This is a genomic window from Streptomyces sp. ALI-76-A (assembly GCF_030287445.1).
Taxonomy (GTDB): Bacteria; Actinomycetota; Actinomycetes; order Streptomycetales; family Streptomycetaceae; genus Streptomyces.
The window spans coordinates 5,709,851-5,725,581 of sequence record NZ_JASVWB010000002.1; the positions used below are offsets into that span (position 1 = coordinate 5,709,851).

Annotated in this window: 12 protein-coding genes; 7 read left to right on the top strand and 5 right to left on the bottom strand. The window is 73.0% G+C overall.

Annotated features, from left to right (window positions below; genetic code table 11):
• The first annotated feature begins 309 nt into the window (after positions 1 to 309).
• The 4 genes from QQS16_RS26640 (at position 310) to QQS16_RS26655 (ending at position 4,403) form a co-directional block, all read left to right on the top strand.
• Entirely contained in the window at positions 310 to 501 is a 192-nt protein-coding gene (locus tag QQS16_RS26640) for an SPOR domain-containing protein (RefSeq protein ID WP_286064460.1), read from the top strand.
• Positions 502 to 544: 43 nt separating this feature from the next.
• A complete protein-coding gene (locus tag QQS16_RS26645) occupies positions 545 to 955 on the top strand; it encodes a (deoxy)nucleoside triphosphate pyrophosphohydrolase (RefSeq protein WP_286064462.1) in 411 nt (136 codons plus the stop codon).
• Positions 956 to 1,118: 163 nt separating this feature from the next.
• On the top strand, positions 1,119 to 1,526 hold the full coding sequence (locus QQS16_RS26650; protein WP_286066465.1) for an ATP-binding protein: 408 nt from the start codon (positions 1,119 to 1,121) through the stop codon (positions 1,524 to 1,526).
• A gap of 252 nt (positions 1,527 to 1,778) precedes the next feature.
• Positions 1,779 to 4,403 (top strand): SpoIIE family protein phosphatase, encoded by a 2,625-nt coding sequence (locus tag QQS16_RS26655; protein ID WP_286064463.1) that lies wholly within the window; start codon positions 1,779 to 1,781, stop codon positions 4,401 to 4,403.
• A 475-nt stretch (positions 4,404 to 4,878) separates the two neighbouring features.
• Here QQS16_RS26655 and QQS16_RS26660 read toward each other — a convergent pair whose 3' ends face one another.
• Positions 4,879 to 6,492, bottom strand: coding sequence for a hypothetical protein (locus QQS16_RS26660; RefSeq protein ID WP_286064464.1), 1,614 nt, complete (start codon positions 6,490 to 6,492; stop codon positions 4,879 to 4,881).
• 89 nt (positions 6,493 to 6,581) lie between these two features.
• On the opposite strand from QQS16_RS26660, the gene QQS16_RS26665 reads away from it, so the two are divergent.
• Positions 6,582 to 7,922: a glycoside hydrolase family 18 protein gene (locus tag QQS16_RS26665; protein WP_286064465.1), complete on the top strand. Its 1,341-nt coding sequence runs from the start codon at positions 6,582 to 6,584 to the stop codon at positions 7,920 to 7,922.
• A 264-nt stretch (positions 7,923 to 8,186) separates the two neighbouring features.
• Positions 8,187 to 9,140, top strand: coding sequence for a class I SAM-dependent methyltransferase (locus QQS16_RS26670; protein ID WP_286064466.1), 954 nt, complete (start codon positions 8,187 to 8,189; stop codon positions 9,138 to 9,140).
• A gap of 10 nt (positions 9,141 to 9,150) precedes the next feature.
• Here QQS16_RS26670 and QQS16_RS26675 read toward each other — a convergent pair whose 3' ends face one another.
• The 4 genes from QQS16_RS26675 to QQS16_RS26690 are packed head-to-tail and all read right to left on the bottom strand — an operon-like array spanning position 9,151 to position 13,039.
• Positions 9,151 to 9,927, bottom strand: coding sequence for a succinate dehydrogenase/fumarate reductase iron-sulfur subunit (locus QQS16_RS26675; RefSeq protein ID WP_286064467.1), 777 nt, complete (start codon positions 9,925 to 9,927; stop codon positions 9,151 to 9,153).
• Complete coding sequence (locus QQS16_RS26680) at positions 9,924 to 11,849, bottom strand: fumarate reductase/succinate dehydrogenase flavoprotein subunit (protein WP_286064469.1); 1,926 nt, start codon at positions 11,847 to 11,849, stop codon at positions 9,924 to 9,926. Before QQS16_RS26680 ends, QQS16_RS26675 begins: the two co-directional genes overlap by 4 nt.
• A 24-nt stretch (positions 11,850 to 11,873) precedes the next feature.
• Positions 11,874 to 12,713: a succinate dehydrogenase subunit SdhC gene (gene sdhC / locus QQS16_RS26685; RefSeq protein WP_286064471.1), complete on the bottom strand. Its 840-nt coding sequence runs from the start codon at positions 12,711 to 12,713 to the stop codon at positions 11,874 to 11,876.
• A 35-nt stretch (positions 12,714 to 12,748) separates the two neighbouring features.
• Positions 12,749 to 13,039, bottom strand: coding sequence for an Rv0250c family protein (locus QQS16_RS26690; protein ID WP_286064473.1), 291 nt, complete (start codon positions 13,037 to 13,039; stop codon positions 12,749 to 12,751).
• Positions 13,040 to 13,325: 286 nt separating this feature from the next.
• On the opposite strand from QQS16_RS26690, the gene QQS16_RS26695 reads away from it, so the two are divergent.
• Positions 13,326 to 15,581 (top strand): ABC transporter family substrate-binding protein, encoded by a 2,256-nt coding sequence (locus QQS16_RS26695; RefSeq protein ID WP_286064474.1) that lies wholly within the window; start codon positions 13,326 to 13,328, stop codon positions 15,579 to 15,581.
• Positions 15,582 to 15,731 lie beyond the last annotated feature (150 nt).

A 15,731-nucleotide genomic window follows, 5' to 3' on the forward strand; every position in this document is an offset into this window, starting at 1 on the left:
CTCCTGGCAGTTGCCCCCGGCGAAGGACCGGCCGAGGCCCTTGGGCACGAGGTTGGTATCCGGCCTTTTTCGCAGGTCGGCGCAGGTGCGCCGGGCATGCCGCTGACCGGATGCAACGACGCGGAGCGGGGGCGCTTTCGATGCTGCGCGCCCCCGGAGTGGCGGTCCGCCCTGGCCGGTTGCGTACCTCCTTGTGAAAACCCGTGTTCGCTGCGTAAAGGTTGGGCGTAGGCTCGGGCATATGCGGATTGCGGTTTCCTTATCGGGCGGGGCGCGGAGCGGGCCGCGGGCGGGAAGTGGAGGGGCGCGATGAACGACGGCACGATCACACTTCCCTGGCTCGTCATACGGCAGGACGACAACGGCAATCGCTATCGCGTGGGCAGGTACGCGACCCGGGCCGAGGCCCAGAAGATCGCGGACAGCCTCGACGGTCGCGGCCACAAGCAGCTGTACTGGGTCGAGCGCATGGGCGCGAACGGAACGAGTTCGGCCGACTGAGCCCGTCCGCACCGGCCCGCCCGGCTCCCGTAGGCTCCGGCGCATGACGGAACGGATCGTGGTGGTGGGGGCCGCCCTCTTCGACGGCGGCCGCCTCCTCGCCGCGCGCCGCAGCGCGCCCCCCGAACTGGCCGGGCGCTGGGAGCTGCCCGGGGGCAAGGTCGAGCGGGGCGAGGCGCCCGAGGCCGCCCTCGTGCGCGAGCTGCGCGAGGAACTCGGCGTCACGGCCGAGGCCGTCGAGCGCGTACCGGGGCAGTGGCCCCTGAAGCCGCCGTACGTCCTCCAGGTGTGGACCGCGCGCCTGCTCCCCGCCTCCGACGCCCCGAGGCCTCTACAGGACCACGACGCGCTGCGCTGGCTGCCCCCCGGCGAACTCTGGGACGTGGACTGGCTGGACCAGGACGTGCCCGCCGTGCGTGCGGCGGTCGCGCTCCCCGACACCGGCGCGCGCTGACCGTCCTTCGGTGCCGCTACGCCCCCACACGCCTCCGCGTCCCTTCCCCGTACGCCGCTCGTGCCAACAGTGCGCCGTGGGGAACGGTACTGCTCCCGCGATATCGGGTATGGGCCCATTAACCCCACGAAACCGGACATGGGTGAGCTGGCTGGCCCGGGATGTGATCGGCGTGATCGACACCGGAGGCGACTGCGCCGAGTGGATCTTCCCCGCCCAACCGGACGCCGTGCGCGCCGCCCGTACCGCGGTCCGCGTCCGGCTGCGGGCCTGGGGCCTCGACAGCCTCGCCGACCTGGCGGCCCTGCTGGTCAGCGAGCTGGTCACCAACTCCCTGCGGCATGCCACCGGCCCCATCGGCGTCCGGCTGGTGCGCCCGGGACGCCTTGACGGTGTCCTGCTGGTGGAGGTCTCCGACCCGCTCCCGGATCCGCCCCGGGAGCGTGTCGCCCGCCCCGAGGACGAGGGCGGCCGGGGTCTGCAACTGGTCGCCCGCTCCTCGCGCCGCTGGGGTACCCGGCCCGGTGACGCGGGCAAGACGGTGTGGTTCGAACTGGCCGTTCCGGGGTGACTCGGGGCTGTACGCCGGCGCCCGTGCTGTCCAGGGACGGATTCAGGCCGGTGGCGGTTGTCAAAGGGGGTGGTTCGACGACGTGTCCGCTGGTTAGAAGAGGGGAAGTGTTGTCGCGGTCCGGACCGAAAACCATCGGGACCGTGCTGTGATCGTGAACACCGTGTTGTGCGGCGCCGTAGTGCTGGATACTGCGGGCAGCCGCCGCCGGTGACCGGTGCCGGACGCGGTGAGCTGGAGGGGACGGTTCGCGTGAGCGAGATACCAGCGAAGGCCACGGAGTCCGAGGACCCGTCGGGCGGCGCGAGGGTCGGGGTCGCGGCTGACGCCGCGGCGGAGACCCCCTGGGGTGACGTGCCGCCCGGGGACGCCATGTGGCAGAGCAGTCCGCCCGGCTCGATCTACGACTACATCAAGGTCGCCTCCTTCTCCATCGGCCCCGACGGGCTGGTCGACCAGTGGAGCCTGCGCGCCGAGCAGTTGTTCGGCATCCCCGCCGAGCACGCCGTCGGCATGGACCCCATCGCGGCGTTCATCGACCCCGATCTGCGTGAGCGGGGCCAGCGCAAGATGGCCGAGATCCTCGACGGCCGGGAGTGGACCGGAGTGGTGCCCTTCCGGACGCCGGACAGCGCGACCGGAGAACCGGGCCGGCAGGGCCTCGCCGAGGTCTACGTCATGCCGACGCGCACCGAGGACGGCGAGAAGGCCGCCGTCTGCATCGTCGTCGACGTCCGCACCCTGCGCAGCATCGAGACCGACCTCGCCGCCTCGCAGGCCATATTCGGCCAATCTCCGTTCGGCTTCCTGCTGATCGACTCGGACTTCCGGGTCCGCCGGGCCAACCAGCGCTTCGCCTCCACCTTCGGCGGCACCCCCGACGACCACCGGGGGCGCGGGGTGCACGACTACCTGCCGCGGCCCGAGGCCGAGCGGGTCGGGGCGACCCTGCGCCGGGTCCTGGAGACCGGCGACTCCATCACGGACATGCACGTCACGGGGTTCGTGCCGGGATCCGAGGAGCGCCGCCACTGGTCCGTCAACCTCTACCGGGTGCACAGCGGTTCCGGCCGCCCGATCGGCATCGCCTGGCTCGGCACCGACATCACCTCCCGTCGCGCCGCCGCCCGCGAGGCCGCCGCCGCCCGGCGCAATCTCGCCCTGCTGAACGAGGCCGGTGCCCGCATAGGCAACTCCCTCGACCTGGAGACCACCGCCCGCGAACTGCTCGACGTCGTCGTCCCCGGCTTCTGCGACCTCGCCACCGTCGACCTCTACCAGGGCCTGCTCGTGGGCGACGAGACCCCGCCGGGCCTCGCCGACGGCAGCGCGGAACTGCGCCGGGTCGCCTTCGCCAGCGCGGTCTCCGACGCGCCCTTCGCCGGCAGCGGCAAACCGGTCGCGGTCGGCGCGGTCCACCACTACCCGTTCAACTCGCTCTGCGCGGACGCGCTGCGCACCGCCAAGCCGCAGTACATCCCCGCCGAGGAGGGCGGTCTCGTCCAGTCCACGCTCGCGGTGCCGATGGTCGCCCACGACACCGTGGTGGGCCTCGCGCAGTTCTCGCGGACCAAGGGCAGCGAGCCGTTCGGCGACCGGGACCGGGACCTGGCGGTGGAGCTGGCGGCGCGCGCGGCCGTCTGCATCGACAACGCGCGCCTGTACCGGCGCGAGCACGAGCGGGCGCTGATACTCCAGCGGTCGCTGCTGCCCCCCGGCGACCCGGTGGCCTCCGGCCTCGACATCGCCTGCCGCTACCTGCCCGGCAACTCCTCCTCCGACCGGCCGAGCGAGGTCGGCGGGGACTGGTTCGACGTCATCGAACTGCCCGGCCACCGCACGGCGTTGGTGGTGGGTGACGTGATGGGCCGCGGGCTGCGGGCGGCGGTCGCGATGGGCGAACTCCGCTCCGCCGTCCGGACCCTGGCCCTGCTCGACCTCGAACCGGCCGAGGTGCTCTCCGCGTTGGACGAGATCGCGCGCGGGCTCGGCGCACCCGGTGGCGTCCAGCAGGCCACCCGGGCGGCCCGCCGCCCCCGCGAGGCCGACCTGCTGGAGGTCTACCTCGCGACCTGTGTGTACGCCGTCTACGACTCGGTGACCAGGCGCTGCACCTTCGCCAACGCGGGCCACCTGCCGCCCGTCCTGGTCGAACCCGGCGAGGACGCCCTGATGCTGGACGTGCCGCCGGGCATGCCGCTCGGCGTCGGCGGGGAGCCCTTCGAGGAGGTCGAGGTCGAACTCCCCGAAGGCGCGCTGCTCGCGCTCTACACGGACGGACTGGTCGAGTCCCGCGACCACCCGCTGGACGAGGGACTCCAGGCGTTCGTCGGCGCGCTCACCGATCCCTCCGCGCCCCTGGAGGACGTCTGCGACCACGTCCTCAACACCCTCGACAGCCACCACGGCGAGGACGACATCGCGCTGCTCATGGCCCGCGTGCAGGGGCTGCCCGTCGACTCGGTCGGCGACTGGACGCTGCCGCGTGAGCCGCGCAGTGTGGGCCGGGCCCGGGAGTACGCACGTGGCCAGCTGTTGAGCTGGGACCTGGAGCCGCTCGTCGACACCACGGAACTGCTGGTCAGCGAGCTGGTGACGAACGCCCTGCGGTACGGCGAGGGAGAGATCAGACTGCGGCTGCTGCTGGACCGCACGCTGGTGTGCGAGGTCTGGGACTCCGGCCTGGTCCAGCCGCGCCGCCGCCGCGCCCGCGACACGGACGAGGGCGGCCGCGGCCTGCAACTCGTCGGCCTGCTCAGCGCGGCCTGGGGCTCCCGCCGCACACCCCGCGGCAAGACGGTGTGGTTCGAACTCCCCCTCCCGGACGGGGAAACGGGCCTGACGGATCCGGCGGAGGCACTGCTCAGTCTGTTCTGAGACGGGGCGGTGGTGTAGGTCTGGCCTGGGTGGGGGGGTCCGCCGGAGTTCGGGGCGCGGCGCCGGTCCATGTCACCGGTCGGGAAGCTTCCGCCGAGGACGGCTTCGCGATGCCGCTGGTGTGCTCGGCCGGCGGGTCCCGTGGTGGCGCTGCTCGGTCTGTTCTGAGACGGGGCGGTGGTGCGGGTCTGGCCTGGGTGGGGGGTCCGCCGGAGTTCGGGGCGCGGCGCCGGTCTACGTCACCGGTCGGGAAGCTTCCGCCGAGGACGGCTTCGCGATGCCGCTGGTGTGCTCGGCCGGCGGGTCCCGTGGTGGCGCTGCTCGGTCTGTTCTGAGACGGGGCGGTGGTGCGGGTCTGTCGCGGGTGGGGGTTCGCCGAGGGTGGGGGCGGGCCTCCGTCCGGGTCACCGCCACCAGGGGGTTCCGTCGAGGGGGCTGCGAGCGACACCGCTCGGGTGCTCGGTGGTGGCGGGGCTCAGTCTGTTCCGGGGCGGGGCTCCGGTGCTCGTCTGGTCCGTGTCCCGGGGCCGCCGAAGCTGGGGGGTGTGCCGCCGTCCACGTCGCCGGGCAGCAGGATTCCGCCGAGGGCGGCCCCGGCGACTCCGCTCGGGTGCTCGGCCGTGCCGGAGAGCGGATTGCCGTGTACGCGGACGTCCTGCTCGGCGAGGTCACGGGCCTCGCGGGCCAGGCCGTCGGCCGCCACGTGCTCGTCGGCGGCCAGCAGCCGCCGCGCCCGCGCCAGGCGGAGCCGGGCCGCGGCGCCCACGGCACCCCGGTGCGCCGCGACGAAGTCGTCCGCCAGGGCGGTCGTACTCCGGGCCACGAGCAGCCCGGCCGCCGACACCACCCCGTCCCGCCCCCACCCGAGCGGCTCGGCCGCCCGCACGATCCGGCGCAGCGCGTCGAGCGGGTCGTACGCGCCGCCGGCCACCTCGTCCCGTACGGCGGCCAGGACGGTGTCGGCGCGCCGGATCCGGGCGTGCCACTCGGCGGAGGACAGACCGGCGGACGCGGACCGCCGACCCCGCACCCCCGCGAGCGCCGCCTCCATGCCGGTCAGCGCGGCCGGCACCAGGGCCTTCGCCGCTCCCAGTTCGTCGGCGAGCCGGTCCACGGCGGTGAGGAGGACGGCGGCCTGGGCGACGGCACCCTCGGCGGCGCGCAGATGACGGGCCGCCCGCTCGGGATCGGCCAGGTCGGCCGCCTGGCGGGCCTGATTCAGGCGAGTGGTGGCGAACACCAGGCGGTCCTTGGCCTGTTCGACGTACCCGGTGACCGGGGCGGCGGCGGAGGGCGGGTAGGGCCCGGCGAGCTCGGCGAGGGTGGCCTCCGTGACCGCCGTGCGCCCGGCGAGGTCCCGGAACCGGGTCTCCGCGACTGCCAGGGCCTTGCCGGACTCCAGTTCCGGCGCGCGGAGCCGGTCCAACCCGGCGGCCTCCGCGTCGAGCCGCCGGCCGGCCTCCTGGCACCGGCCCACGACACCCGTGAGCGCATGCCGCCGGGATGCCTCGTCCACCGGGACGCCGTCGTCGTACCGCTCCCGTATGCGGAAGGCGGCGGACAGCTCGGACTCCGCGTCCCGCACGGCCCGGGTGAAGGGGGCGACGGCTTCGGCCCCGGACCGGGCGGCCTCGGCGAAGCCCAGTTCCTCGCGGCTGGTGCGGATCCAGTCGTCGGCCTCGGTGAGCAGGGTCAGGGACCGTTCGTCGAGTTCGGACAGGGGCGGGGTGGTGGGCGCGGCGCGGCTGCCGCCGGGAGTCGTACGGGTCCGGGCCCGCCGGGTGCGGCGCACATAGGCGTACCCGGCGAGAGCGCCCGCGGCGCCCACCACGACGAGCGGCAGGACGAGGTCGGCGGCGGACGTCCCGTCCTCCTGGGCGGCGGCGCCCGCCGGCGCGGCGGGGGCGGCCGAGGTGACGGTGTCCGCGGCGGCGCCGCCGGGCGGAACCGGGACGCCCGCGGTGATCGTCATCCCCGGCAACACCAGCCACACGATCCCGGCCGCACCACCCAGCACGGTGTGCGCCACCCGCGCCGACAACGGCGGGACGGTACGCCGTGGCCGGCGCCGGAACAGGAATGACGTCACGATTCGGAGCGTATGAGCAGGACCGCGGTGGCGCGACCGGGGCGGGGTGAGCGGGGGTGGCCGGTGGCGGCGGAGGGGGAGGGGAACGCGTGACGGAACACTCTGACGGGGCCGGGACGGAAGCGGGGGCCGGGACAGGAGCGCGGCCCAGGACAGGAACGGGGACCGGGAGGGAAGCAGGGGCCGGGACCGAAGCGGGGGCCGGGACAGGAACGGGGACCGGGTGGGAAGCGGCGCAGAAGACCGAGGCGCAGGAGAGTTCCACCGCAGCCGACGCCGGAGCGCGGGCCGCGCCGGAACCGGAACCAAAGCCGGAACCGAAATCAAAGCCGCAGCCGGAATTAGAGCCGCAACGTGAGCCGGAACCAGAGTCGGAGCCGCATCCGGAACCGGAACCGCAGCCGCGGCCGGGGGCCGCACGTCGGCCCTGGGTCCGCTGGGCCCGCCGTACCGCCCTCGGCCTGGTGCTGGCCCTCGTGCTGCCGGTGCTCGCCGCCCAGACCGCCCTCCGCGTGAACTACACCGGCGACCCGGCGGACGGCACCCACACCCGGGGCAAGGACGCGATCTGGCTCGGCCACGCCTGGGTCGACGGACGGAAGAAGGACGCCGACGTCACCGCGCTGGCCCGCCGGCTGGAGACCACCGGCATCCGCGACCTGTACGTCCACTCGGGACCCCTGGAGCACGACGGGACACTGCCCGAGTCGCGCTACCCGCGGGCGCGCTGGTTCGTCGACGCGATGCGCGACGCGGCGCCCCGCATCCGCGTGCAGGCCTGGCTCGGTGACGTGCTCGCCACCGAGAGCCCGGACGGGATGCGGCTGGAGCGGCCCGGGACCCGCGCCGCCGTCGTCGCCTCCACCCGGCAGATCCTGGCCGTCGGCTTCGACGGCGTCCACTTCGACCTGGAGCCGCTGCACTCGGGCGACGAGGACTACCTCACCCTCCTCGACTCCCTGCGCGGCGTCACCCGCGCGCGGGACGCGCAGCTGTCGGTCGCCGCCCACCAGATCGACCCGCTCCCGGGCTTCCACTCCTTCTGGGGCACGGTCGCCGGACACCCGAAGTGGTGGTCGCAGGAGTTCTTCGGGCAGGTCGCGCGCCGCGTCGACCAGATCGCGGTGATGTCGTACGACACCATGCAACCGCTGGAGAGCACGTACGGCGGCTATGTCGCCCAGCAGACCTCGCTGGCCCTGGAGGTCACCCCGGACTCCACCGACCTGCTGATGGGCCTGCCCTTCTTCCACGAGAACCGGTTCGGCCACTGGAATCACGCCGAGACCGTCCCCGCAGCCGTCCGCGGCGTCCGTCTCGGCCTGTCCCGCACGGACGCCGGCCGCGCCGGCTTCGGGGTCGCGCTGTACGTCGACTTCGCGGCCGAGGAGAAGGACTGGACGGCCTACCGGGAGGGCTGGGTGCGCTGAGACACCCGGTGGCCCCCTGGAAACCGGCTGCGGCCGGCTCCCGCCCTGCTGTCCGGGCCGCCCCGTCTCCTCGACGGCGACCTCCCGGACCCGGGACCGATGGGGGCCGTCGCGGAACACGATCCGCACATGGCGCTGGAGCCGGCCGGACGCGCGGATCCTTCGGCGGTGTAAGCGTCCCGTGGCCCAGACGTCACGCGTGCTTCGTCCGCGCGGGGTCTTCCGTTAGTTGTGAGGGGACGGTCGGCGCCCTAGCGTCCAGGGATGCGAGCGTTCCTCACCAGCAAGGCCGCCCGGCGCGCTCTGCGTCCGGTGGCCGACCTCATCGACCAGCGCATCGAGCGCCATGTCCGTCGCGCCCTGGAGAGCGCCCCGGCGGCCCGGACCACCCCGGGCGCCGGAGTCTCTCCCGACGCCGCGCTGCACCAGGAACTGAAGACGCTGCGCAACCGCCAGCGCCCCCTGGAGCTGTTCTTCGACGGCACCGGGCGCGGCGCGTCCCGGCTGCCGTCCGCGCCCCACCTCAACCGCACCATCGCCGAGCTGGCACAGGTCACCGGTGACCGGGACGGCGCCGAGCGCAACGTCGCCCAGGCGTTCCGGCTGCTCATCGCGATGGAGGCGCTCGGGGTCGGCCGGATCGCCGGCGGCACCATGAACATCGTCGGCAAGCTGTCCGCCGTACCGCTGCTCGACCCGCCGAACGACGAGGTCCTGGAGATCGGCACCCTCTACGGGATGTTCGGCGCGGCCCTGATCCGGATGCTGGAGCGGGCCGGACGGGACCCGAAGCTGACGATCGTCGATCCGCTCGCGGGCACCCAGCTCCAGCCCGGCGCCACCATGGGCGACGACGCCTCGGGCACCCCCGTGCAGGGGGCCGCGGTGCGCGTCAACCTGGCCCTGGCGGGCGCGGCCGGCGCGGCGGCCCGGATCCAGCAGGGCTTCTCCGAGGACCCGGAGGTGCGCGCCCTGGTGTCCGACCGTTCCTACGGTGTGGTCATCGTGGACGGCGACCACTCCGCCGCCGGGGTCGCCGCGGACCTGGAGTGGGCGGAGCGGATCGTCGCGCCCGGCGGGATCGTCGTCCTGGACGACTTCGGGCACCCCAAGTGGCCCGGCATCAAGGAGGCGTTCGACAAGCACATGGCCACGGACACCCGGTTCGCCTACCTCGGTCAGGTGGCGCACTCCGGGTATCTGCGGGCCTCGGCCTGATCCGCGCGGCTCAGCCGGACGCGGGCCGCCGCCGGATCCTGTTCCCGAGCCACACGAGCGGGTCGTACTTGCGGTCCACGGCCCGTTCCTTCAGGGGGATCAGCGCGTTGTCCGTGATCTTGATGTTCTCGGGGCAGACCTCCGTGCAGCACTTGGTGATGTTGCAGTAGCCGAGGCCGTGCTCGTCCTGGGCGGTCCTCTTGCGGTCCAGGCCGGCCTCGGCGGAGGCGTCCAGCGGGTGCATGTCCAGTTCCGCGATCCGCATCAGGAAGCGCGGGCCGGCGAACGCCGTCTTGTTCTCCTCGTGGTCGCGGACCACATGGCAGGTGTCCTGGCACAGGAAGCACTCGATGCACTTGCGGAACTCCTGCGGCCGGTCCACGTCCTCCTGCATCATCCGGTACTCGCCGGGGCCGAGACCGTCCGGCGGCACGAACGCCGGGACCTCGCGGGCCTTGGTGTAGTTGAAGCCGACGTCCGTGACGAGGTCCCGTACCACCGGGAAGGCGCGCAGGGGCGTGACGGTGATGGTCTCCTCGCGGGTGAACACCGACATGCGGGTCATGCACAGCAGCCGGGGGCGTCCGTTGATCTCGGCCGAGCACGAACCGCACTTGCCCGCCTTGCAGTTCCAGCGGACGGCGAGATCGGGGACCTGGGTGGCCTGGAGGCGGTGGATGATGTCGAGGACGACCTCGCCGTCGTTCACCTCGACCTCGAAGTCCTCCAGGCCGCCGCCCTCGATGTCACCCCGCCACACCTTGAAGTGGGCGTCGTAGCTGCTCATTCGTACAGCTCCTCTTCGGCGAGGTACTTGACCAGCTCCTCCTTGTCGAAGAGGGCGAGCAGGTCGCGGCGGACGGGTTCGGTGGTCTCACGGGTGAGGTCGATCTGGCCGCGCACCGGATCGGTCGCCGCCAGCCCCCCGGTGGGGTCCGTGAGCCGGCACAGGAGGTTGACGCGGCGCCACTCGCGGTCCATCCCCGGGTGGTCCTCGCGGGTGTGGCCGCCGCGCGACTCGGTGCGCTCCAGCGCGGCCCGGGCCACGCACTCGCTGACCAGCAGCATGTTCCTGAGGTCCAGCGCGAGATGCCAGCCGGGGTTGAACTGGCGGTGGCCCTCCACGCCGGCCCGGCGGGCCCGTACGCGCAGGTCCGCCAGCTTCTCCAGGGCCTGCTCCATCTCCCCCTCGCGGCGGATGATGCCGACCAGGTCGTTCATCGTCTGCTGGAGTTCCTGGTGCAGCGTGTACGGGTTCTCCGGCGGCGCCCCGGCGGGCTCCGCCGAGAACGGTCGCAGCGCCTCCGCCGCAGCCGTGTCGACCTGGACGTCGTCCACCGGCGGCCGGTCCGCCGCGAGCCCGGCCGCGTGCTCGGCCGCGTGCCAGCCGGCCCGCCGCCCGAACACCAGCAGGTCCGAGAGGGAGTTGCCGCCGAGCCGGTTGGAGCCGTGCATGCCGCCGGCCACCTCGCCGGCCGCGTACAGCCCCGGCACCCCGCGCGCGGCGGCCGTGTCGGACTCGACCGCGATGCCGCCCATCACGTAGTGGCAGGTGGGCCCGACCTCCATCGGCTCCGCGGTGATGTCGACGTCCGCCAGCTCCTTGAACTGGTGGTACATGGACGGCAGCCGGCGCCGGATGACCTCGGCGGGCATCCGCGTCGACACGTCCAGGAAGACCCCGCCGTGCGGGGAGCCGCGGCCCGCCTTCACCTCGGAGTTGATCGCCCGGGCCACCTCGTCACGGGGGAGCAGCTCGGGCGGGCGCCGGTTGTGGTCCGGGTCCTCGTACCAGCGGTCGCCCTCCTCCTCCGACTCGGCGTACTTCTCCTTGAAGACGTCGGGGATGTAGTCGAACATGAACCGCTTGCCCTCGGAGTTGCGCAGGACGCCTCCGTCGCCGCGCACCGACTCGGTGACCAGGATGCCCTTCACGGACGGCGGCCAGACCATGCCCGTCGGGTGGAACTGGACGAACTCCATGTTCAGCAGGGGCGCGCCGGCGAGCAGGGCCAGCGCGTGGCCGTCGCCCGTGTACTCCCACGAGTTCGACGTCACCTTGAAGGACTTGCCGATGCCGCCGGTCGCGATCACCACGGCCGGGGCCTCCAGCACGAAGAAACGGCCGGAGTCGCGCTCGTACCCGAAGACGCCCGAGACGCGGTCGCCGTCCATGAGGATCCGGGTGACCGTGCACTCCTGGAACACCTTGAGCCGGGACTCGTAGTCCCCGGTCTCCCGGTGGTCCTCCTGCTGGAGCGCGACGATCTTCTGCTGGAGTGTGCGGATCAGCTCCAGGCCGGTGCGGTCGCCGACGTGGGCGAGGCGCGGGTACTCGTGGCCGCCGAAGTTGCGCTGCGAGATCCGGCCGTCCTTCGTCCGGTCGAACAGCGCGCCCCAGGTCTCCAGCTCCCACACCCGGTCCGGCGCCTCCTGGGCGTGCAGCTCGGCCATCCGCCACTGGTTGAGGAACTTGCCGCCGCGCATGGTGTCGCGGAAGTGGACCTGCCAGTTGTCCCCGGCGTTGGCGTTGCCCATCGCCGCCGCGATGCCGCCCTCGGCCATCACCGTGTGCGCCTTGCCGAACAGCGACTTGCAGATCACGGCGGTACGGGCACCCCGCTCACGTGCCTCGATGGCGGCGCGCAGGCCCGCGCCGCCCGCGCCCACCACGACGACGTCCCACTCCTGGCGGTCGACCACGGTCATCTCACGTCCCCACTCGTCACTCGTCTAGAAGAAGCGCGGATCGTCGAAGGCACCGGACGCGACCAGGTACACGTAGAAGTCGGCGAGCGCCACGCTGACCAGCGACGCCCAGGCCAGCTGCATGTGCCGGGCGTTGAGCCTGCCCACCCACTGCCACATCCGGTAGCGCACGGGATGCTTGGAGAAGTGCTTGAGCTTGCCGCCGACGATGTGCCGGCAGGAGTGGCAGGACAGGGTGTACGCCCAGATCAGCGCGATGTTGACCAAGAAGACCAGGGTGCCCAGCCCCATGTGTCCCCACGCGTAGTGCTCGTCGCGGAAGGCGAGCACGGTGTCGTAGGTCAGGATCCCGGCGACGAGGATCGCGGCGTAGAAGAAGTACCGGTGGATGTTCTGGAGCACCAGCGGGAAGCGGGTCTCGCCGGTGTACTTCTTGTGCGGCTCGGCCACCGCGCAGGCCGGCGGGGACGCCCAGAAGCCCCGGTAGTAGGCCTTGCGGTAGTAGTAGCAGGTCAGCCGGAAGCCGAGCGGGAAGATCAGGATGATGATCGCGGGGGAGATGCCCCACCAGCCGCCGAACAGGTCCGCGTTCGGGCCGCCCCGCATCGGCTCGCAGTTGTCCGCCAGACAGGGGGAGTAGAACGGCGAGACGTACGGCGCCGCGTAGTAGTCGGCGTTCGCGAACGCCCGCCACGTCGAGTAGACGATGAAGGCGAGCAGACCGGCCGCCGTGGCGGCCGGGGCCAGCCACCAGCGGTCGGTGCGCAGGTGCGGGGCGTCGATCGACGCGCGCGTTCGGGCGCGTACGCCGCCGCTCAGGGGTTCGGGGTCTTCTGTGGCGGGGGGTTCCGTACCAGTGGCCAACGCATGACTCCGGTCGGTTCGGGACTGCGGACGGCTCAGGGTGCGCGGCGGTCGCGGGCGCCGAGTCCCTCGTCGTCCGTGTCGATCCACAGCGAGTCGTCGTACGGGGTGTCGGAGATGGTGACGAGATCGGGGCGCTTGGGCGAGACGGCCGTGGCGGCCGCCTCGCGCAGCAGCGCGACGCTCTCGCGCAGGTGGTCGGCGTCGGTACGGACCCGGCGTATCTCCAGGCCGCCACCGCCGATCTGCTGCTCCAGGCGTTTGACCGACCTGGTCAGCTCCTCGAGGCAGCGCTGTACTGACATCAGCTCGTCGTGCACGGACATGACGTGACCTCACTTCCGTGGGCGGGCGTGCCCTGGGCGGCAACGTTCATGCGCCTGCGAGTGTTGCGCGTCACACCTGTCGGTGGGAAGGGATGTGCACCGATTGGCCGAGGCGGATGGGTGCACTCCTGGTGCGTTGCGCCGCCCGGGTGGGCTTCCCGGCTGTCGTCGCCGTGTCGCCGTCCGTTGCCGAACCCTTTCCTCTTCAGTGGCCGCATACATGTGATCAGCTTCATATACCGCCAAATGTGATCATAACGCCCGCGGCTCCCGGAGGTAAGCAGAGATGTCCCACGACGGCGTCGGACCCAGATCCTCTCGTCCATCTCCGGCCTGCCGCGGAGCGTCCGGAGGGGCCCCGCGGCCGGCCGTGCTCCTCACCGCGGGCGTGCTCGCGGTGTCCGCGCTGTCCGGATGCGGCTCCGCGGACCCGGCGGGCAAACCCCTCGCCGGCCAGGACATCGCACCGGCCGCCCGCGCCCGGGTCGCCGACGGCGGCACGCTGCGCTGGGCCGTGGACGCCGTACCGGAGACGCTGAACACGTTCCAGGCGGACGCGGACGCCGCCACCACCCGGATCGCGCAGGCGGTGCTGCCGGCGATGTACCGGCTGGACCGGAACGGGCGGCCGGAGCGCGACCCCGACTACCTGGAGTCCGCGAAGATCGTCGAGACCGAGCCCCGGCAGGTCGTGCTGTACAAGCTGAACCAGCAGGCCGTGTGGAGCGACGGCCGGGAGGTCGGCGCCGCCGACTTCGCCGCCCAGTGGCGTGCCCTGTCCGGCAAGGACACCGCGTACTGGACCGCCCGCAACGCCGGCTACGAGCGCATCGAGCGGATCGAGCGCGGGGCGAACGACCTGGAGGTCAGGGTCACCTTCGGGCGGCCGTACGCCGACTGGCGGTCACTGTTCTCGCCGCTCTACCCGAAGGACGTCATGGGCAGCCCGGACTCCTTCAACGACGGGGCCCGGCGCAAGCTGAAGGTCACCGCCGGTCCGTTCTCGCTGAAGAAGGTGGACCGGCAGGACGGCGAGGTCACCCTCACCCGCAACCCGCGCTGGTGGGGCGAGCCCGCCAAGTTGTCCGGGATCGTGCTGCGGGCCGTCGAGCGGGACAAGCGGGCCGCCGCGCTGGCGGCCGGGAAGCTCGACCTCGCCGAGATCGACCCGGAGGCGGCCGGGCGCATCACGCGCGCCCAGAACCGGAACACCCCGCTCCAGGGGCCGGGCGGCAGCCGTGCCGCCGCGGACGCCCTGCACTCCTGGGCCGTCGTCAACGGCTCCGACGAGGACGCGGCCTACGAGGAGCTCAGCGCGCGCAAGAAGCAGCGCCGGGCCGTCGCCCGGTACGAGCGGCAGCAGGCGGCCCTCCAGGGCTTCGAGGTCCGCAAGTCCCTGGAACCGGCCTACACCCAGCTCGCCCTCAACGGCGCCGGCGGTCCGCTCGCCGACGAGCGGGTCCGCCGGGCGGTGGCCCGCGCCCTGGACCGCAAGGAGCTGGCCGAGGCCGTCCTCGGCCCGCTCGGTCTGCCCGCGGTGCCCGTCGGCAGCCACCTCGCACTGTCCGGGCAGGCCGCGTACGCCGACAACAGCGGCGCGCTCGGCGGCCAGGACACCGCGGAGGCGCGGGCACTGCTCGCGGACGCCGGATGGGTGCCGGGCGGCCCGGTGAAGAAGGAGAAGAAGAAGGGCGAGAAGGCGGCCGGCACCGAGGGCGAGAAGGACGGCGGGTCCGGGAAGGACGGCGAGGAGTCGGGGGGCGGTGACGAGGGCACGTACATCGTCGGCGAGGACGGCAAGGCGCGCGGCGAGGCGGACCCGGCGGACCGCGGGAGGCACGGGGAGGACCGCTCCACGCACCTCGCCCGGGACGGCAGGCAGTACGCGAACAAGCTGAAGCAGGGCGGCGCGCCCGGGGCGTACGCCCCCAAGGGGACCGCCGCGCCGGCCGGTGCCGCGGCCGGGGCGCTGGCCAAGGACGGCAAGCCGCTCACGCTCCGCTTCGTGCTTCCCTCGGGCCCCGGCTCGAAGCCGCTGCGGACCGTCGCCGACCGCATCACGGCGATGCTGGAGAAGGTCGGCATCCGCACCGAGATCTCCAAGGTCGCGGACGAGAGCTACTTCAAGGACCACATCGCGTCCGGCCAGTACGACCTCGCGCTCTACTCCTGGCCCGCGTCCGCCTTCCCCGCGACCGACGCCCGCCCCATCTTCGCCAAACCGGTCCCGGCCGCCGACGGCTCCCTGAACGTGGAGCAGAACTACACCCGCGTCGGCACGGACCAGGTCGACCAGCTCTTCGACCAGGCGGTCGGCACGCTCGACGAGAACGAGAGCCGGAGCCTCATCCGCAAGGCGGACTCCCGCATCTGGGCCGCCGCCGGTTCCATCCCCCTCTACCAGCGTCCCCAGCTGACGGCCGTGCGCAAGGACGTGGCCAACGCGGGCGCCTTCGGCTTCCGGACACCGGTCTACGAGGACATGGGCTTCCTGAAGAAGAAGGGGACGCGTGCGGCGGCCGGGGGGTCGTCCGACGACTGATCCGCGCACGCCGGCCGGAGACCACGCAGCCCGGAGATCATCCAGCCCGCGGACCGTCCAGCCCGGGGGCCGTCCGCTCCGGAGATCACCCAGGACGGCGGCCGACAGCGGGAAGGGCCTGGTCCGGCCCCCCGGGGGCGGTGCGCGGCG